The 19,053-nt window shown below is 29.2% G+C and carries 16 protein-coding genes; 1 reads left to right on the top strand and 15 read right to left on the bottom strand.

The genetic code is table 11. From position 1 onward, the window contains the following. Positions 1 to 158: 158 nt before the first annotated feature. The 5 genes from J7M87_RS10405 to J7M87_RS10385 form a co-directional block, all read right to left on the bottom strand. On the bottom strand, positions 159 to 1,004 hold the full coding sequence (locus J7M87_RS10405) for a MurR/RpiR family transcriptional regulator (protein WP_291650991.1): 846 nt from the start codon (positions 1,002 to 1,004) through the stop codon (positions 159 to 161). A 24-nt stretch (positions 1,005 to 1,028) separates the two neighbouring features. Continuing rightward, positions 1,029 to 2,108 carry a MupG family TIM beta-alpha barrel fold protein gene (locus J7M87_RS10400; RefSeq protein ID WP_291650990.1) on the bottom strand — a complete coding sequence of 360 codons (1,080 nt, stop codon included), beginning with the start codon at positions 2,106 to 2,108 and terminating at the stop codon, positions 1,029 to 1,031. 241 nt (positions 2,109 to 2,349) lie between these two features. Continuing rightward, positions 2,350 to 3,711, bottom strand: coding sequence for a PTS transporter subunit EIIC (locus J7M87_RS10395; RefSeq protein WP_291650989.1), 1,362 nt, complete (start codon positions 3,709 to 3,711; stop codon positions 2,350 to 2,352). 30 nt (positions 3,712 to 3,741) lie between these two features. Beyond that, a complete protein-coding gene (gene murQ / locus J7M87_RS10390; protein ID WP_291650988.1) occupies positions 3,742 to 4,647 on the bottom strand; it encodes an N-acetylmuramic acid 6-phosphate etherase in 906 nt (301 codons plus the stop codon). 257 nt (positions 4,648 to 4,904) lie between these two features. Next, the gene (locus J7M87_RS10385) at positions 4,905 to 6,200 is read right to left on the bottom strand and encodes a M18 family aminopeptidase (protein WP_291650987.1); all 1,296 of its coding nucleotides are present in this window, start codon (positions 6,198 to 6,200) and stop codon (positions 4,905 to 4,907) included. Between the two features lie 330 nt (positions 6,201 to 6,530). On the opposite strand from J7M87_RS10385, the gene J7M87_RS10380 reads away from it, so the two are divergent. Next, positions 6,531 to 7,709, top strand: a complete 1,179-nt coding sequence (locus J7M87_RS10380; RefSeq protein ID WP_291650986.1) for a cation diffusion facilitator family transporter — start codon at positions 6,531 to 6,533, stop codon at positions 7,707 to 7,709. A gap of 243 nt (positions 7,710 to 7,952) precedes the next feature. Here J7M87_RS10380 and J7M87_RS10375 read toward each other — a convergent pair whose 3' ends face one another. From J7M87_RS10375 to J7M87_RS10330, 10 genes are all read right to left on the bottom strand, one after another. Beyond that, positions 7,953 to 8,900 carry a BadF/BadG/BcrA/BcrD ATPase family protein gene (locus tag J7M87_RS10375; protein WP_291650985.1) on the bottom strand — a complete coding sequence of 316 codons (948 nt, stop codon included), beginning with the start codon at positions 8,898 to 8,900 and terminating at the stop codon, positions 7,953 to 7,955. Positions 8,901 to 8,914: 14 nt separating this feature from the next. Further along, positions 8,915 to 10,009 (bottom strand): MupG family TIM beta-alpha barrel fold protein, encoded by a 1,095-nt coding sequence (locus J7M87_RS10370; protein ID WP_291650984.1) that lies wholly within the window; start codon positions 10,007 to 10,009, stop codon positions 8,915 to 8,917. A 67-nt stretch (positions 10,010 to 10,076) separates the two neighbouring features. Next, complete coding sequence (locus tag J7M87_RS10365; RefSeq protein WP_365845243.1) at positions 10,077 to 11,351, bottom strand: PTS sugar transporter subunit IIC; 1,275 nt, start codon at positions 11,349 to 11,351, stop codon at positions 10,077 to 10,079. Positions 11,352 to 11,420: 69 nt separating this feature from the next. Continuing rightward, complete coding sequence (locus J7M87_RS10360; protein ID WP_291650983.1) at positions 11,421 to 11,732, bottom strand: PTS sugar transporter subunit IIB; 312 nt, start codon at positions 11,730 to 11,732, stop codon at positions 11,421 to 11,423. A 119-nt stretch (positions 11,733 to 11,851) separates the two neighbouring features. Further along, positions 11,852 to 12,184: a hypothetical protein gene (locus tag J7M87_RS10355; protein WP_291650982.1), complete on the bottom strand. Its 333-nt coding sequence runs from the start codon at positions 12,182 to 12,184 to the stop codon at positions 11,852 to 11,854. Between the two features lie 40 nt (positions 12,185 to 12,224). After that, positions 12,225 to 12,542: a PTS lactose/cellobiose transporter subunit IIA gene (locus tag J7M87_RS10350; protein WP_291650981.1), complete on the bottom strand. Its 318-nt coding sequence runs from the start codon at positions 12,540 to 12,542 to the stop codon at positions 12,225 to 12,227. Between the two features lie 293 nt (positions 12,543 to 12,835). Next, on the bottom strand, positions 12,836 to 15,346 hold the full coding sequence (locus J7M87_RS10345) for an SEL1-like repeat protein (protein WP_291650980.1): 2,511 nt from the start codon (positions 15,344 to 15,346) through the stop codon (positions 12,836 to 12,838). A 458-nt stretch (positions 15,347 to 15,804) separates the two neighbouring features. After that, the gene (glpK, locus tag J7M87_RS10340) at positions 15,805 to 17,295 is read right to left on the bottom strand and encodes a glycerol kinase GlpK (protein WP_291650979.1); all 1,491 of its coding nucleotides are present in this window, start codon (positions 17,293 to 17,295) and stop codon (positions 15,805 to 15,807) included. A 26-nt stretch (positions 17,296 to 17,321) separates the two neighbouring features. Further along, positions 17,322 to 18,077: an MIP/aquaporin family protein gene (locus J7M87_RS10335; protein ID WP_291650978.1), complete on the bottom strand. Its 756-nt coding sequence runs from the start codon at positions 18,075 to 18,077 to the stop codon at positions 17,322 to 17,324. Between the two features lie 91 nt (positions 18,078 to 18,168). Continuing rightward, positions 18,169 to 18,729: a glycerol-3-phosphate responsive antiterminator gene (locus tag J7M87_RS10330; RefSeq protein ID WP_291650977.1), complete on the bottom strand. Its 561-nt coding sequence runs from the start codon at positions 18,727 to 18,729 to the stop codon at positions 18,169 to 18,171. Between the last annotated feature and the right edge of the window lie 324 nt (positions 18,730 to 19,053).

The raw sequence follows: 19,053 nt of genomic DNA, 5'->3' as shown, positions 1-19,053 counted from the left end.
TTCGAATTTCTCTCCTAATAATTCTCAAACTCCATAGGAGTTTATTCCCTAATTCTCCATTGTCAATTATCAATTGAATTTTATTCTTTCACTAAAATTTCAAATTTATATTTCAAATGAATTTTCATTCTTTCATTTTTTCATTATTAATTATTCCATTAGTTCTTCAGTTCTTCTACAGCTTTTCTTGTTACTCTAAGTTTTTCTTCTACGCCTTTTAGGTTTGTTTTTGCCATTCCTATAAACAGCATATCTATTATTGAAAGTTGTGATATTCTTGAACTCATTGCACCTTCTCTTAAAGTCTTTTCTACAAAAGGTACTTGCAGTACTATATCTGATATACCTGCTAACGTATTGTTTATACTAGCCTTTGTAATTGCTATAACTGGGACCTTAGCTTTTTTAGCATTTTCTGCACATTTTATTACTTCTTTTGTTTCTCCTGAATAAGATATAGCTATTGCTACATCACCTTTTTCCATAAGGGCTGAAGATGTTATTTGAAGATGTGTATCAGAATGTGCAATACATCTCTTATTGATTCTGCTTAACTTATAATAGAAGTCCATCCCTACTAAACTAGAAACACCAACGCTAAATATATATATATTTTTAGCTTTATTAAGTACATCTATAGCTTTTTCTAATTCTTCTTCTTTTAAAATTCCTATTGTTTGATTCATAATAGAATCTATAGATCTTTTTATTCCATGAATTATATTTTTCGTTGATAAGTCACCATGTAGATATTCAAAATCTGTATTATCTTCATCACTTTTCAAATTTAAAGATAACTGTAATTTCATTTCATTAAGTGAATCAAAGCCTATCTTTTTTGAAAATCTTACAACTGTTGGAGCTGAAGTATTTGTAATATCTCCAATTTCCTTTGCTGACATACCTATGATACTTTTTTTATTACTAAGTAAATACTCGGCTATTAATTTTTCTCTATCTGTAAAGCTCTCGAAGTTCTGTTTTATATACTGCAATACGTTCATTTTAACACCCTACTATTCTTTGATTTATTTATTAACTATATTAAAGTGAAATTTTTTTCCACCATGTATATATTTTAATAAATAAAAATCTTTTTGTAAAACAGAAGCTACAATATTTGTTCTAAAATCTTCATTTTGATTTGTTTTTAATATTTGAAGTTCACCCATATATCTCATGTATTCTTTATTATCTATTGAAATATCTCCAATTTTCTTATTTACTGTATTAAATGGCTCAATAATATCGCCATTTAATATTAATCTACTTTCACTTGCTCTAATAGCATCTCTAGCTTCATCTGTTCTGGCTGTGTATATCCCATCTAAGATTCTAAGCATAACTTTATCTGTAGTTTTAACCTCTATATCTAGCTCTATAACCTCAGAATCTAAAGATGATAAATTCTTTAGTTCTTCTAAACTTGGAAGAGAATCTCCTATAAAAACAGATTTATTTCCTAATGCAAACAAATGATTAGCAGCTTCCCTAACAGCCATTCCCCTATGATCTTCAAGTGTTGGTAATCCATCTTTTAATGGACTTCTTTTTCTATTATTTGATTGCACAAAGGCACAAGGAGTTATATTTCTTTTCCTAAGAATATTATTTTTATTTATCATACATTCTTCTGAAATTGCAGTTCCAACTCTTGGATAAAAATTATGTAATGCATCTACATTACTATAATCTGGTGAGAATTTATCAAGCTTGTTAAAAAACTCTTCTGTAATAGTTGAAGCATTTAATTGAATCTTAACTCCATATTCATTTCTACTCATTTTAGCTATATCTTCTTCACCATATCCAAAATCTATTCTTATAGTTTTAACTCCCATATCTCTTAAACCCTTTAAATCCATATCTTCTAAATCTAAAAATTTAAAAGTATTAGGAGATATATCACTAATTATATCCATATCATATTCTTTAGCTAAAGCAAAAAACTCTCTAACTTCCCTCTTTAAAACTTCATAATTAGCTTCTGGTATATGAAGTGAAGTAAAAATTCTACTAAATCCTAGGCTATGCGCATCCTTTAGTAATTGAATATTTTCTTCCTTTGTATTATCTAAGCCAAAATAAACCGAAAATCCATAACTCATATTAACACTCTCCTTAAATCAAATACTATAAAAGTATTAGGCATATTAAGAAACACCTCATAATATGCCTAATATTTTAATTTAAATTCAAATACTTTATTTTTTCAATCTATTTAATCATCATCTTTTCCATTGCACTGTCCATTATTAAAGTAAAGTGTAGAGATTAAGTAATCACCCATTACTTATAGTAACTTAGGCTTACATAATAACTACACTTATTATTTAATTTATTATTTAATTATTCTACTGGATCTTCAAATCCAAGCATTTCTGTAAATAGATATCCTGCTACATATGATACAACTACTCCTATTAAGAAAACAAGCATTTTTCCGTCTGCTATTAGTAATGCAAGTGGCAATCCTGAAACTCCCATTGCAACTGCTCCAACCTTTAAGAATGCCATTATAGCTCCACCAACTCCAGCTCCTAAACAAGCGCCTAAGAATGGTTTTCCTAGTGGTAAAGTTATACCGTATATTAATGGTTCTCCAATTCCTAAGAATCCTGGTACTAATCCATTTTTAGCTGTCTTCTTTAATCTTTCATTTTTTGTTCTTCTAAGAACTGCTATAGTAGCTCCAACTTGAGCCATACCTGCTGTTGCTAATATTGGAAGTAATACTGTATATCCTGCATTTGCTATTAAATCTGCATGTATTGGAGTTAATGCTTGGTGCATTCCTGTCATAACTAATGGTAAGAATAACGCACCTGAAACTGCTCCTGAAATTACTGATATAATTGTATTATCTGATGCAATTGTTTGAGCAACTATAGTTCCTATTGAGTCAGAAATAAATCCACCAACTGGTTGAAGAATAAATAAAGCTGCTAATACTGATAAAGTTAATGTAAGTAATGGTGTTACAAATAAATCTAATACATCTGGTACAAACTTTCTACAAGCTTTTTCTATATAAACCGCTAAAACTACAACTAATATAACTGATATAATACCGCCTCTACCTGGTGTTAAAGGTTTACCTAAAAGGGTAATGTTCGCTAAAGCTGCTGATGAAAGTATTCCACCTAATACTCCACCCATCATTGGCATATCTGAGCCAAACTCCTTAGCTGCATTTACACCTACTAAAATTGAAAGAATTGAGAATACACCGTTACCTATAAGTCCGATAATTTGACCTGCTGTACTTGTCTTATATGCATCGCCAAATTGTACACCACAAATATTATTAATTGCTAAAACAAGTCCGCATGCTACAAATAAAGGTATTAAAGGAATAAATACATTTCCTAATTTCTTAAGTAAATTTTTGAACTTAGTATCATTTTTTGCTTTTAATTTTTCCTTTGTTGCTTTCACAGCATCTTCTCCTAAAAGAACTGGCTTTCCAACTATTTTACTAACTTCTGCTGTTACTTTATTAACCTTACCTGGACCATATATTACTTGTAATTGTCCTTCTGCATTAACTACCCCTAAAGCGCCTTCTGATTTTTTTATCTTTTCTAAATCAGCTTTTGAGTAATCTCTAAGTTCTAATCTGCAGCGAGTCATACAGTTCGCTACAGATTTTATATTTTCTTTTCCACCTACTAATTCAACTAAATTTTTAGCTATTTCAGCATTTGTCATTTTAACTTCCCTCCATTTTAATTTTAATTTTTATACATTCTTTAATGCTTCAGCTATATATCCATTATTATTTTCAAGTATAGTCTTAGCTTCATCTTTATTTAGCTTTGATAATATCATGAATATTGATAGCTTAACATCGAAGTCTGTTTCATTTAATATTTTTTCTGCTTCTTCTCTTTGTACTCCAGTTGCTTCACAAACTATTTTTTTTGCTCTTTCAACTAATTTTGCATTAGTTGCTCTTACATCTACCATTAAGTTTCCATAAACTTTTCCAAGCTTAATCATTACTCCTGTAGATAGCATGTTTAAGACTAACTTTTGAGCTGTTCCAGATTTTAATCTTGTTGATCCTGTAACCACTTCTGGTCCTACTACTGGTGCTATTGAAATCTTAGCAGCTTTTGAAACCTCTGAATTAGCATTACATGTAACTGCTACAGTTAATGCCCCTATTTCATTTGCATAATTTAACCCACCTATTACATAAGGTGTTCTACCTGATGCAGCTAATCCAACAACTGTGTCATTTTCATTAATATTCTTAAGTTTTAAATCTTCTACAGCTAACTCTTTTGAATCCTCTGCACCTTCTTTAGCTCTAAAAATTGCTTCTTTTCCACCTGCGATAATTCCTTGAACTAACTCTTCTGATACTCCATATGTAGGTGGACATTCAGATGCGTCTAATATTCCTAGTCTTCCTGAGGTTCCAGCTCCTATATAGATTAATCTTCCTCCTTTATGCATTCCTTTTACTATTCCATCAATGGCCTCTGCAATTTTCGGTAATTCTACTTCAACTGCTTCTGCAACCTTCTTATCCTCGTTATTAATTTTTTTTACCATTTCTAAGGTTGAAACCTTATCTATATCTATGGTATTTTGATTTCTACTCTCTGTTGTTAATTTTTCTAAGTCTATTTTATTCATATAAATACCTCCGAAATAAAGTATAAACTTCCAGTTCCTTGACTACGTTTTCATCACAATATTATATTATCACTATTGAAACAATATTTCAATACTTTTTATTAAAATATTTTATTTTATTTCATAATTATTTTTCTTGTAACTAAAAATATTAGGGTGCAAAATAAAACCTTTACGTAAAAAAAGATTAGGATAATGAAATAAATTCGTTATCCTAATCTAATAAGTTTACTTTTAATATAAAAATTATTTAGTTATTAAATGCTAAAAAATTCAGTAAACAGCTTAATAGTATAATAATTATCTTTTACAGCTGCTAGTTCTCTTATTGAATGCATTGAAAGTAATGGTGCCCCCATATCCATAACTGGAATTGTTAATAATGATGATGTTATTGGGCCTATAGTAGTTCCACCCCTTACATCGGATCTGTTAAAGAACTTTTGATAAGGAACCTCTGCTGATTTACAAATTCCTTCAAATATAGCTGCATTATAACTATCTGTACTATAACTTCCTGATGCTGCCGTCTTTAAAACAGGCCCATTCCCCAAAACTGGTCTATTTGTTGGATCATGTTTTTCTTCAGCATTTGGATGTACAGCATGAGCTAAATCTGCAGATATCATTATTGAATTTGATAAAGCTCTATGTAAGCCCTCTCTATCTTTTCCTAAAGCTAAAGTTATTCTTTCTAAAATATTTAATAATAATGCTGAGTTAGCTCCCTGAGCTGTAAGGCTTCCAATTTCTTCATTATCTATGCATACCATAACCTTAGTTGATTTATTTGCTTTACTATCCACTAAAGCCTTAATTCCTGCATAAACCATCCACATATCATCTAATCTTCCTGATGATATAAATTCTTCATTTAATCCTGTTAGACATCCTTTTTCTACTTCATATAATCCTAAGTCAAAGCCTAATATTTCACTTGCATCAACCTTTAATTCTTCTGCTAATATACTAACTAAGTATCCATCTTTTTCAAACTTTTCATTTATTAAGCTTAATAAAGGCAGCGTATCCTTTTGCTTATTTACTGCAAATCCATCATTTACAGTTCTATTCATGTGAATAGCAACACTTGGTATTATAAGAAGTGGTTTATTAATATTAACAAGCTGAACTTCTGGATTTATAGGTGACTTGCCTTTTAATGTAACCTTTCCCGCTAAGCCTAAAGGTCTATCAAACCATGTATAAAGTATTGGTCCACCATATCCTTCAGTATTTAATTTTAAATACTTTCCTTCTGAAACCATTTCTGGATTTGCCTTAACTCTAAATCCTGGTGAATCAGTATGAGCTCCAATTAATCTAAATCCATCTTCTTCAACATCTCCATTACCAATAGTGAATGCTATAAGTGCTGAATCATTTTTTATAACATAATACTTACCTTCATTTTGTAAGTTCCATTTTTCACTTTCTTTTATTTCATTAAAACCATTTGAATCTAGTTCTTCTTTTATAGTCTTAACTGAATGATATGCTGTTGGACTTTTATATAAAAAGTCTATTAAATCTAATGCTAATTTCTTTTCCATTTTAACTCCTCCTAAAATACAACTTAATAATATTATACCATATTTATGAAAATATACTTATGTTATAAATTGATAATGGACATTTGATACTGCACAATTATAAAAACGTTCGCATTTTTATACATATATTTCAAAGAGTCTCACGTTTCGTTAAGTCCTTTCAAAGTATTCATCTACTTTATATTCGGAAAATTTATTATAATTGAAATTAGTAAATTTTAGTATATAATAATTCTTATATGTATAAAAATAATATGAATATAGTGGAAAATTCTTATTGAATAGATAATTGCTTCAATGGGAAAATATTATATAGATAGGAGTGATAAGATGATTTCTAAATTTCTAGTTAAATCCTTCGTTAAAAATAGTGAAAATATAAGGGACTCAAGGGTTCGTAATTCTTATGGAACCTTAGGTGGAGTTGTAGGAATTATAGTGAATTTTATTTTATTTCTAATAAAATTTTCAGTTGGTATGTTAGTTGGTTCTATTGCTATTTCTGCTGATGCATTTAATAATTTATCTGATGCAGCATCATCTATAATTACTATAATTGGATTCAAAATGTCAAACAAGCCTGCTGATGCTGAACATCCTTTTGGACATGGAAGAATCGAATACTTATCTGCACTTTTAGTTGCATTTTTAGTAATGCTTGTTGGAGTTCAATTCATTAAATCTTCTATTGAAAGAATTTTAAATCCGACAACAATAACTTTTGAGCTTGTACCATTTATACTTTTACTAGTTTCTATTGGCTTTAAGATTTGGTTATCTTCATTTAATAGATTTGTAGGCAATAGAATTAATTCTTCTGCTTTAAAGGCTGCTGCAACTGATGCTCTTGGTGATGTTTTCACATCAAGTACTGTTGTAATATCATTTTTATTTGCTAAATTTACGACACTTCCTATTGATGGATACATAGGAGTATTTGTAGCACTAGCTATATTATATGCTGGTTTTGGTTTAGTTAAGGAAACATTAAATCCATTACTTGGAGAAGCTCCAGATCCCGAACTTGTAAGTGAAATATGCGAAAAAGTATTATCTTATCCACATATTTCAGGTGTTCATGATCTTATAGTTCATAACTATGGTCCTGGAAGAATTATAGCTTCATTACATGCTGAGATTCCATCCGATATAGATATAATGGAAATTCACAATGTAATAGATAAAGCAGAAAGGGAAGTCTCAAGAGATCTTAATTTACATTTAGTTATACACATGGATCCAATTTGCATTATTACAGATGAAATTAAGGAAACATGGGATTATGTTGAAAAAATTCTTAGAAAATATCCAGAAATAAAATCAATGCATGATTTTAGAATAGTTGGTGAAGGGGAAATTAAAAATTTAATATTTGATATAGTATTAGACGCATCAGAATCAGGTAATAAAAAGAAACAAGAAAAAATACTAGCAGAGATAAAAACTGCAATAAGAAAAGAACACCCACAATATAATTGTGTTATTACTATAGACTATGATTTTATGTAATGGATAATTTATAATGCATAATTAATAATGAAACCATGAGAATTCATCTGATATAGATATTTCAAATTTCAATGAAAAAATTAATGAAAAACTCCTTAGGAGTTTAGAAAGATAAAAAGAGAAATTCTTACGAATTTCTCTTTTTATTCATATATATATTAAAGATAAATTATCTATAAAATTTTTTTCATTTTTATTTTAATTCGACCTAGGCTGAATTATTTCCAAAATTATTTAATTATTTCATTCTTTCATTTCCATTATCGTTTCTTCAGTAACTTTCTTTCCAGAATTCATATATGCTAATAAACAGGCTCCTAAATCTGGACTTAATTTAGGTTCTACCAATTCAGCATTATATCCATTTAAATATTCTCTTAATGGCTTAAGAATCAATTCTCCACTTCTGAAAACTCCGCCTGTATATGAAACTTTAACTATATCTTTATTATAATTTTTTAATAAAGTTTTTATCATTTCTGCTATTTCTTTTGCTGCTTCATCAAAGATTGCTATTGCGCCTTCATCTCCTTTTTCAGCTGCATCAGAACATAATTTAGCAAGCTTTGCTATTTCGCCTCTATCACCTTTTAATTTGTCATTTACATATGAAACTATTTCAAAGTCAGTTTTTAAATCGAGTTCCTTCTTAAATATTTCATATAATGATGCTTTTTCTACTCTTCCATCACTTTGCTTACTAAATAGTGTTAATGATTTTTTCCCTATCCAATATGCTGAAGCTTCATCACCTATGGAGTATCCCCATCCACCACATCTTAAAACTTTTTCATCCTTTAGTGCTAAGGCTATTGACCCAGTTCCTGCAACAACATTTATTCCATCTTCACCTGCTAATGCACCTGCTATTGCAACTCTAACATCATTATTCAATATATAGTCCATTCCATCAAATGCTCTTGAAACTACTTCTGCTATTCCTTCTGCAATTTCTTTAACTATTCCATATCCTGCTAAACCTAAATAACTCTTTGTTATTTCTTTTTTAGAAATATTACTAGAGTTTGTTATTTCTTCTAATCCTTCTATTAGTAGTTTTTCTAAGTTGTTAAAGCCTATTTGAGTTGGATGGCAAGTTCCTTTTATAACTCTATTAATAACATTTCCATTTTCATTTATTAATGTAAAACAAGTCTTTGTTCCACCACCATCTATTCCTAAAAAATACATGAATTAACCTCCAATTACTTAATCAAGTTGAAGTTGAATTTTTGCCATGGTTTTATATAATCTAAAATAAATATTTCTTCTTCTTTAATATGTCCTACAACATTAGATTTTCCACTATTCTTCATATCATTTAAAGCTATTTGTAGTTCTCCAGCATAGTGTCCATATTCACTACTTTCTATAACTACATCTCCTTTTTTAATTATTTCAGGAGCATTAAATAATTTAAAGTTATGTCCTTTATACTTAACCCTACTTTGAGTAGATCTAATTAAGTTATCTGAGAAATCTCCTCTATTAAAATGCTTTTCTTCAAATAATATCTTTTGCTCTACTTCAGGAACTCCATCTACAAGGTGTAAATCAAAAGTTACCATATCTTTTCTCATAGAACCTAACTTCTTCATTTCTTCTTCTGTAGGATAACAGTTTGAGATTATTATGTCGTTTATATTACCTAATGCTATTAAATGTTTAGCTTGAACGTCTATTGGTAAGTTACGATGAATTTCTAAAGTTGGAAGTCCATCTGTAACAGGCCATGGACCAAATGTTCCTTCATTTTGACTTGTTATAAATGCAGCAGTTCTTAATCCATACTTATTAAATCTTTCTGTGCATTTCATAAAATGATCAAAATTTAAACCACTATATCTATGTGGATAAAAATTATGACAAGCTATTAAATTATCCTTATTAGGCATATAATCTATTATTGTATCTATATAATTAGTATTATTACTCATATTGATTTCAATTTTAAGATTTTCATCATTATATGTCATTAATGATTCTTCTGAACCAGTAAATCCCATATCTAATCTTAAGCCATCTGCTCCAATTTCCCTAAAGAAACTTAAGTCATTATAACTTATTCCCAAGTCATCAAATACTCTTGGACTAACATCTACTATAATTTCAAATCCTTTTGATTTTGCATATTCATTTATTTTCTTAAACTTATTTTTTATATTTTCTTTAGTATCATTTACTGAAAGTAAACATGAAAATATTCTACTAAATCCATATTCACTCGCTGTATCTATATAGTTATATATTGCTTCTTCTGTAGTTTTTTCTGAATAAATTGATATTCCTAATTTCCCCATACAATTCACCTCTAATTTTTTTAAAATAAAGTGGTGAATTTCTTCACCACTTTAAATTATTATTTTATTAAGCTTGTTCGCCTTGTTCTTCTAGTAATAATTTCTTATCATAGATTTTTACAAATGGATAGTAAATTACTACTGCAATCAATATGCAAATTATATTTAATACTGATGCTCTCCAGTCACCACCTGTTGCTACAAATGCTCCTATAGGTCCTGGTAAAGTCCAAGGTGCTGTTACTACAACTCTTGATACTAACCCCATACTCATTGCAAACCATGCTAATGTTGAAGTTACTAATGGTGTAATTATAAATGGTATAATTAATGTTGGATTTAACACTATTGGTGCACCAAATATAATTGGTTCGTTAATATTAAATATTCCTGGAACTAATGTTGTTCTACCTAATTGCTTACCGTAAGTAGACTTAGCAAATAAAGCTAAAGCTATAACTAATCCAATTGTACATCCTGATCCTCCAATCCATATAAACCATTGGAAGAAAGGTTCTGCTGCTATCGCAGGTAATTGTGTTCCAGCTACACCTGATGCTGCAGCTGCTGAATTTTGGTCTATTAATTGTAACCATAAAGGTCTAGCAATTGATCCAACTATTGAAACTCCATGGATACCAAATGACCAGAAGAATGTAACTAAGATTACTAGTATCCAAACACTTGGTAATGTATCAGTTGCTGATAATAATGGTTGAACTATTTTTCCTACAAATGCATGCCAATCAAATCTTGCATAGTATGTTATGCTTCCTATAATAAATACAACTATAGCAGTTGGTGTTAATGCTTCGAAAGATCTTGCAACTGATGGTGGTACTTGTTCTGGCATTCTTATTCTAAAGTTTTTAACTGTAGTAAATCTTAAAACTTCTACAGCAAAAATCGATACTAATATACCAACGAACATTCCGCCTCCGCCTAAGTTAGCCATAGGCATCATCCATCCCATACCTTCAACGCTTACAGGAACTATAGTTAATAGGAATGCTATCGCTGAAAGTACTCCTCCTGTAACTCCATCAAGTTTATAGGATTTGGCAAGACTATAACCAATTCCCCAGGTTGCATATAAAGTCATAATGTACATTGTCATACGATAAGGTAGCATTATAACTCCATTGTTAGCTTTTAAAAATTGAGTTATTGCCCAATCTTCTGGTAGTGGTGGTATCCCTATTATAATAAATAGTGAACCAACAATAATTAATGGTAATGTAGCTATAATACCATCACGCACAGCACGTAAATGACGTTGCTCTGCTAATTTTGCCATTGGAGTAGATAATTTTTTGTCTAAAAATTCAGCAAAATTATTCATAATTTAATTCCCCCTTAATAATAAATAAAATAAAATGAAAAGTAAATATTTTATAAAACTTGTATGAATCTATTTAGATTCTGCAAGTTCTTTAACTTGTTTAAATAGCTTTGGGCCTCCTAAAGGACTATAAGCTTGTGGTTGTATTAATGCACATGGAACATTAGCTGCATCTGCATATTCTTTTAAATAATCAAAACGATGTCTTACTTGAGGTGCAACCATTGCTACATCGTAGCCTCCTTTAACCTCTTCTTCAAACTCCTGTGTACTTACAGCTTTTACCTCCATATTTACACCATTCTTCTCTGCTTCTTTCTTTAATGCATTCACCGCGATGGCACTTGACATTCCTTGTGAGCATACAAATAATACTTTCATAAATAATACCTCCTAATTTTTTCTTCTTTATTTTCTAATAATTAATTCAATTCACTAATCGTTTTCAATAAAATTATAATAAATTATTTTAAATTTATATAATATTGTTGATATTTTAATTATATAAATAATCCGATATATCTCCAGAAATATGATATTATCCCAAAAGATAATGCGAATAATCCATAGTTTATCCAAAATGCTTTACAATATCCTCTTTTTGTTTCAATAAAAAATCTTGAATATGCAATAGCTAAGCTTGTTATAAATGTATTTCCTAATACTATTGATAAATTTAAACTTATTCCAAATGAAGTTAATATCATAGGTAATATCATAGTTCCAGCTATCCCACCTGCAATTATTAATAAAGCACTTTTATATCCAAAGGTTGGTATATTATAATCTGTTTTCTTTGCTTGTAGTTCACTTACATTCGAACCCTTTTTCATAAGCTTCAATACCTCCTTTAACTATAGATTCAATGTAGATTTATTTATCTGCTATTTTTTTATGCAATTTAATAATATGCTCTATTAATGTTTTAGCTTCAATAGCTGTCATTAAATGGTCTTGTGCATGTACAAATAATACTGATACCTCAGTTTTTTCTCCTCTTGCTTCTGCTTGAATTATACCAGTTTGTATTTTATGTGCTTCACCTAAGCAAGCATCTGCTTCTTTTAAAAGTTCCTCTGCTTTGTCAAAGTCTCCTTCTTCAGCAGCTGCCAAAGCTTCATAAGCTAGTCCTTTTGCTGTGCCACCTTGACTAATAATTTCAAAGATTATTACTTCCATATCTTCTGCCATAAATATTCCTCCTATAATAAGTTTACGTTTACACGAGCCTGTTATTTTTTATTACACCTTTATTATACACTAATATTTTTTTATTTCAATATTTTTAAAAAATTTTGAAATTTCATTCTATACTAGTCTTAATTTTATTAATTTCCAATTATTTATTGTTCATTTTTTATAAATATATAAATTTTATGATAAAGTTATATTTTTTCATTAATAATCATATAATTTATATCTTTAATATTATGTGTGCTATTACAAAAATATAGGAGCATAGAAATTTTATGCTCCTTTTTAATCTAAATATCAATACAATAATAAACTAATTTTTGCTTATACTTATATAATTCAATTAAGTTATCTTTGCTTTTTTCTTCATTTTCATAATAATCTATAATATCTTTTATAGCATCATAAAATCCTAAATGAACACTTTTCTTTAACTTGATAATTCCAGATTTAATCAACTCACTTTTATTTTCTTGTTTGCCTTTAACTATCTCATTTTTTCCTTCTATAAATGTACTTTTTCCTTGATCAAGCCTATAATTATTTTTACCTATAATATCTATTAAATCTTCGAATTCATCTATTTTTCTTCCATTCTTATATAAATAATATTCTAGATTTGAATATGCTTTTGATTCCCCTAGTGAGATGGCCTTAAGATAATATTCAATTACATCTTCTTCCTTTTTATTAAATAATTTTTCTTCTGATAATTCACCTAATAAATTATATGCCTTGCCTTCATCTAAAATTAGTAACTCTTCTATATATTCATTTACCTTGCTATTAGATTGCTCTACTCCTATCCCCTTTGCATGATAATAGGCAAGTTTAAGATTTCCTTCAACTATGTTAATTTCTCTTAAAAGATATGCTCCTTCTAAAGCCTTTCCAGGATCCTTATCTATTCCTATGCCCTTTTCATGAATTTCTATTATATTTAATAGTGCTTCTGTATTATACTCTTCAGCTGCTTTTTTATACCACTCTATAGCTTCTTTTGAATTTGCCTTAACGAATATTCCATGCTTATACCAATTCCCAAGCTTTATCATAGCTTTTTGAGATCCTTTTTCAGCAGCCTTTATAAAATATTTGAAAGCTTCCTCATTATTTTTTTCTACACCCACGCCATACACATGAAGTAATCCATAATAATATATAGCTTCTATCATATCATTTTCCATAGCATAATTTATATATTCTAATAATTCATCTTCATCTATTTCTTTTTCTTTTAATAAATCAATTAAATACTCACTTGCAAGAGCTTCTGCTGCATAGTGAGATCCCATTTTATAAGCCTCTTTTAAATATTCTAATCCTTTTTCTCTATGCTCATTTAAATATGCAACCCCAATAACATACAAAGAGTGAGGATCCTCATTTTCTATGGCTGCCTTCATGTAAATTAATGCTTTTTTCTTATCTATATCAACTCCCTCTCCATTATAGTACATTATTCCAAGTCGCTGAGTTGATTTTAAATCTCCATTATTATGCCCTTTTAAATAATTTAGCAATGCCATTTTTAGATTATTATCTTCCTCGTATAGCTTACCAAGCTTATAATATAGAGATATATTACCTTCTTCTATGCTTTTATCATATAGTGAAAATGCTTTTTCTCTATCTTCATCTACATATAGTCCCCAATAATACATATCTCCTAAACTCTCCAGACAATTCATATCATCTTTTTCTACACCCTTTGATAAATAAAAAAAGGCTTTTTTATAATTAGTATCTATAACATTACCCTCTAAATAAGATTGTCCTAAAATATAATAAGAGTCTTCAAAATCATTTTCTGCTGACTCTTCCAACCAATAATATGCTTTAAATATATTTTTCTCGCAACCTTCTCCATTTTTATAAAGATATGATAGTGCATACTGAGCTGGAGCAAATCCATTTTCTGCTGCTTCTTTATACCATTTAAATGAATACTCTAAATTTTGCTCTACTACTTCTCCTGTGAAATAGATATACCCTAATGAATATTGAGAAAATGCATTTCCTTTTAAGGCTGCTTTCTTATACCAATACAAAGCTTTTTCTATATCTTTTTCTCCTCCATAACCTTTTTCACAAAATAGCCCAAGATAGCATTCTGCATATTGATTTCCTTCTTCTGCTGCTTTCTCAAAACATTTCTTTGCTTTATAATAATCCTTTTCCACATTTTTTCCTAAATAATATAACTCTCCAGCTAATAAATACTCTTCTACAGAATTAATATCCTCATGCTCAACATCATCTTCTTCATATTCAATTTCATTTATTGAGTTTAATAAATCAATCTCATCACTTTCTTCATCTAATTCATCATAGTTTAAATACTTATCAAATATCTTTTTTTCATATTCTGCTAATTTATCATAAAATAAAGAATAATCCTCTTCTCCACAATTAATAACTAGCCAAACACATATTTCATAAATAATCCCTTGAACATTTAACAATTCTGCAAACTCTTTCTTCTTATCCGTGCTTACATCATCATCATCTAATATATCCCTTATATAATATAAATCCTCTACGTAATTAACTAGGCACTTCATAAGATTATATGGAATTATATCTTTTCTAGATAAATATTCAATATTTTCTACTAATGAGTTCTCACTATTATAAAACAACTTATTATTTAAGTGTATCGTTATAATTATTTGCTTAATTATTTTTATTAGCCTCGAGCATCTTACTTTAAAGTCTTTTTCTTCTCCCATTTTGTTAATAATATAATATAAATCTCTAAATTCAAGTAATAAAAAATTGAAGTCAAATTTAAGTTTCATCATTCCCCCATAAACTATCTATTTAATTTCTTAGTTATATTTTATTTACAGGAAAATTTTTATAGAACACTAAAATAAATTGCAATGCAATTTATTAGAGAAAAGTTAAAAGTAAAAGAGTGAAAAAATTTCGGATGTTTTACTACGTAAAACTAAGAATTAAAATATACTTTGAATATTTTATTCCAAAATCCCTTAGGGATTTTTTCCTTTATTCTTTCACTCTTTCATTTTTTGTTAGTATTTTTAAATATACTAGAACATGCAAAGATAACTAGACTGTGAAATAAGCCTAGTACTTCTTTGCACAGATTTATATCTTATTAAACATCTCTAGTTATCTTAACCATTTAAAATTATTAAATACAGAATTATTCTCATTAACGATATGTATTAAATTGGAGATTTTATTATAATGAGAAAGTTAATACATATCATTAAATTTAATTCGCAAAATCCTATTCTTCTTCCCAGCTTAAAGATCTCTTAACAGCTTTTTTCCAGCCCTTATAATACTTATCAACCTTTTCTTTATCAAGCTTAGCTTCAAATTCATCAGCCATATGCCAGAACTTTTTAACTTCTTCTTTATCCCTCCAGAATCCTACTGCAATACCTGCTAAATAAGCTGCTCCTAGAGCTGTTGTTTCTGATATTATAGGTCTTATAACATTCTTTCCTAATAAATCTGCTTGGAATTGCATTAAGAATTTGTTTCTGCTTGCCCCTCCATCTACTTTTATATTCTTAAGATCTGATCCTATATCTTCTTTCATTGCATCTATAAGATCCCTTGTTTGATATGCTATTGATTCAAGTGCAGCTCTTATAAGATGATTTCTATTACTTCCCCTAGTTAATCCAAGTATTGCTCCTCTAGCATACATATCCCAATGAGGTGCGCCAAGACCAACAAAAGCTGGTACTATATAAACTCCTCCATTATCATCAACCTTAGATGCAAAATATTCAGTATCTGATGAATCATTTACTATCTTTAGTTCATCTCTAAGCCATTGAACAACTGCGCCACCAACAAATACAGATCCCTCTAAAGCATATTGAACTTTTCCATCAATACCTATTGCTATAGTAGTTAAAAGTCCATTTTTGCTTTCTACCATTTCTTCTCCTGTATTCATTAATAAGAAGCATCCTGTTCCATAGGTATTTTTTGCTTCACCTTTTTCAAAACAAGTTTGACCAAATAAAGCTGCTTGTTGATCCCCTGCAATACCTGCTATAGGGACATCTGATTTACCTCCAAGATTTATATGTCCATAAACTTCAGATGAATTTCTAACTTCAGGTAACATTGATTTAGGTATATCTAATTCTTCTAATATTCTTTCATCCCATTTTAATTCTTTTATGTTATAAAGCATAGTTCTAGATGCATTAGTGTAATCTGTAATATGAACTTTACCATTAGTTAACTTCCATACAAGCCATGTATCTACAGTTCCAAATAAAAGTTCTCCTCTTTCTGCTTTTTCTCTTGCACCTTCTACATTATCAAGTATCCATTTTATTTTAGTCCCAGAGAAGTAAGCATCTACAACTAATCCTGTATTTTTTTTAATATAATCTTCCCATCCATTAGTTTTTAAGTTATCACATATATCGGCTGTTCTTCTACATTGCCATACTATTGCATTGTAAATAGGTTTTCCTGTACTCTTTTCCCAAACAATTGTAGTTTCTCTTTGATTTGTTATACCTATTGCTGCAACTTCATCTCTATCTATATTAGTTTTAGCTATAACTTCTTGTAGAACTCCATATTGTGTTGCCCATATTTCCACTGGATCATGTTCAACCCATCCTTCTTTAGGATAAATTTGTGTAAATTCCTTTTGGCTTATCCCTATTATATTTTGCTCTTTATCAAATACAATTGCCCTTGAACTTGTTGTTCCTTGATCTAATGCTATAACATACTTTCCCATAATCATCTCTCCCTCTATTTACAAATTTATAATTTAATAATAAAATCAAATACTAAACTTCCAAAAACTCCTCCAAGTATAGGTCCTAATATTGGTATTAAAGCATAACTCCAATCTGAATCAATCTTATTCTTTATAGGTAAAATAGCATGTACTATTCTTGGTCCTAAATCTCTAGCTGGATTTATAGCATATCCTGTTGTACCACCAAGAGATAAGCCTATTCCCCATACTAAGATACCTACTAAAAATGATCCCATAATCCCTACCGTTCCTATTATTTCTCCCCCTGAACTTTGGAAAGTAGTCTTAAATACTTCACTATAAGTTATCCCTCTTATTCCTATTAATAATACAAAAGTGCCAGTGAATTCGCAAATAAAATTATAAAACTTATTTCTTATAGCAGGTGCTGTACAAAATGTTCCTCTTACGTCCTCTCCAGTTGAAGTTTCATCATAGTGTAATTTGTAGTTTAGATAAACAACAAGCATTCCAGCCATTGCTCCTAACATTTGACTTATGATATATCCTGGTACTTGACTCCATTTAAATAACCCTGATGAAGCTAGTGCAATAGTTACTGCTGGATTTAGATGAGCTCCACCCATCCATCCTGTAATATAGGCTGCTACCGCTACAGCGAACCCCCATCCTGCTGTAATTACAATCCAACCTGAAGAATTACCTTTAGTGTTTTTAAGCACTACATTTGCTACTACCCCATTACCAAGTAGTATTAAAATAAGAGTACCTAAGAATTCTGAAAAATAAGCTTGCATTTTGCTCTCCCCTTTATTAAATTTTTTATAAAAAAACTACATAAGATCGCCAAAAACAATCCTATGTAGCTTTCTCTCCAATTCTCCATTTCTACATATACCAAATTTCTTTTTTAGTTGTAGATATACATGTTGCACCACTTTTTAATGTTTCCATTACATCTTCTTTATCAGAAATTAATCCTCCAGCTATTAAAGGTTTATTAAGACTTACTGAAAGTTCCTTAATTATCTTAAAAAGTAATCCTGGAAGAATTTCTACTGCATCACATTCTTCTACTAAATGATTCTTCATATTTTCTTTAGATAAACTATCTATCATAAAAACTCTTTGAATGGCTATAAATCCAAGCTTTTTGCCTGATCTTATCATTTGAGGTTTTGTACTAATTATTCCTTGAAACTTTGTATTTTCTTTAATAAATTTTAAAGCTATCTCTTTACTAGAAATTCCCTCAACTAAATCAATATGCAAAATTCCAATCTTTCTATGTTTGAATATTTTTTCACTTAAATTCTTAATGTTTAATATGTCCCCGAATAAAATAAAAATAACTTGTATGTCACTTTGCAGTGCTAAGTCTAACTCCTTTTCATCCTTAACAGCTGCTACTATTGGGTTATCTTCCAAAATCCTTTTAAAATTATTCATTTCATCCCGCCCTTTGTAATCATTTACACCAATGATATAATTATATCTTCAATATATAAAACTTGCAAATATATTAATTCTTAATTTAAATAAATAATTAAATAAATAAAAAAAGAGCTTAGCAAAATGAGGGTATTATATCCCCTATTTGTGCTTAACTCTATTCTCTCTTGCACTTAATATTCAATTTATTGTACTTTTGTTTTCTACATTTTTATTCTATCACTATTATTTATATTTTACTACATATTTTTAACAAAAGATTTAATATTTACTTAACACCGCAATAAGAACTGCAATCATAATTCCTATAAATGCGGGAAT

It is taken from the genome of Clostridium sp. (assembly GCF_017888565.1).
In the GTDB taxonomy this organism is placed as follows: Bacteria; Bacillota; Clostridia; order Clostridiales; family Clostridiaceae; genus Clostridium.
This window is presented reverse-complemented; position numbering and strand designations above follow the sequence as displayed.

Excerpts from the sequence above, each read along its gene's own strand:
- J7M87_RS10405 (WP_291650991.1), bottom strand. The coding sequence starts at position 1,004 with ATGAACGTATTGCAGTATATAAAACAGAACTTCGAGAGCTTTACAGAT.
- J7M87_RS10400 (WP_291650990.1), bottom strand. The coding sequence starts at position 2,108 with ATGAGTTATGGATTTTCGGTTTATTTTGGCTTAGATAATACAAAGGAA.
- J7M87_RS10395 (WP_291650989.1), bottom strand. The coding sequence starts at position 3,711 with ATGACAAATGCTGAAATAGCTAAAAATTTAGTTGAATTAGTAGGTGGA.
- murQ (WP_291650988.1), bottom strand. The coding sequence starts at position 4,647 with ATGAATAAAATAGACTTAGAAAAATTAACAACAGAGAGTAGAAATCAA.
- J7M87_RS10385 (WP_291650987.1), bottom strand. The coding sequence starts at position 6,200 with ATGGAAAAGAAATTAGCATTAGATTTAATAGACTTTTTATATAAAAGT.
- J7M87_RS10380 (WP_291650986.1), top strand. The coding sequence starts at position 6,531 with ATGATTTCTAAATTTCTAGTTAAATCCTTCGTTAAAAATAGTGAAAAT.
- J7M87_RS10375 (WP_291650985.1), bottom strand. The coding sequence starts at position 8,900 with ATGTATTTTTTAGGAATAGATGGTGGTGGAACAAAGACTTGTTTTACA.
- J7M87_RS10370 (WP_291650984.1), bottom strand. The coding sequence starts at position 10,009 with ATGGGGAAATTAGGAATATCAATTTATTCAGAAAAAACTACAGAAGAA.
- J7M87_RS10365 (WP_365845243.1), bottom strand. The coding sequence starts at position 11,351 with ATGAATAATTTTGCTGAATTTTTAGACAAAAAATTATCTACTCCAATG.
- J7M87_RS10360 (WP_291650983.1), bottom strand. The coding sequence starts at position 11,732 with ATGAAAGTATTATTTGTATGCTCACAAGGAATGTCAAGTGCCATCGCG.
- J7M87_RS10355 (WP_291650982.1), bottom strand. The coding sequence starts at position 12,184 with ATGAAAAAGGGTTCGAATGTAAGTGAACTACAAGCAAAGAAAACAGAT.
- J7M87_RS10350 (WP_291650981.1), bottom strand. The coding sequence starts at position 12,542 with ATGGCAGAAGATATGGAAGTAATAATCTTTGAAATTATTAGTCAAGGT.
- J7M87_RS10345 (WP_291650980.1), bottom strand. The coding sequence starts at position 15,346 with ATGAAACTTAAATTTGACTTCAATTTTTTATTACTTGAATTTAGAGAT.
- glpK (WP_291650979.1), bottom strand. The coding sequence starts at position 17,295 with ATGGGAAAGTATGTTATAGCATTAGATCAAGGAACAACAAGTTCAAGG.
- J7M87_RS10335 (WP_291650978.1), bottom strand. The coding sequence starts at position 18,077 with ATGCAAGCTTATTTTTCAGAATTCTTAGGTACTCTTATTTTAATACTA.
- J7M87_RS10330 (WP_291650977.1), bottom strand. The coding sequence starts at position 18,729 with ATGAATAATTTTAAAAGGATTTTGGAAGATAACCCAATAGTAGCAGCT.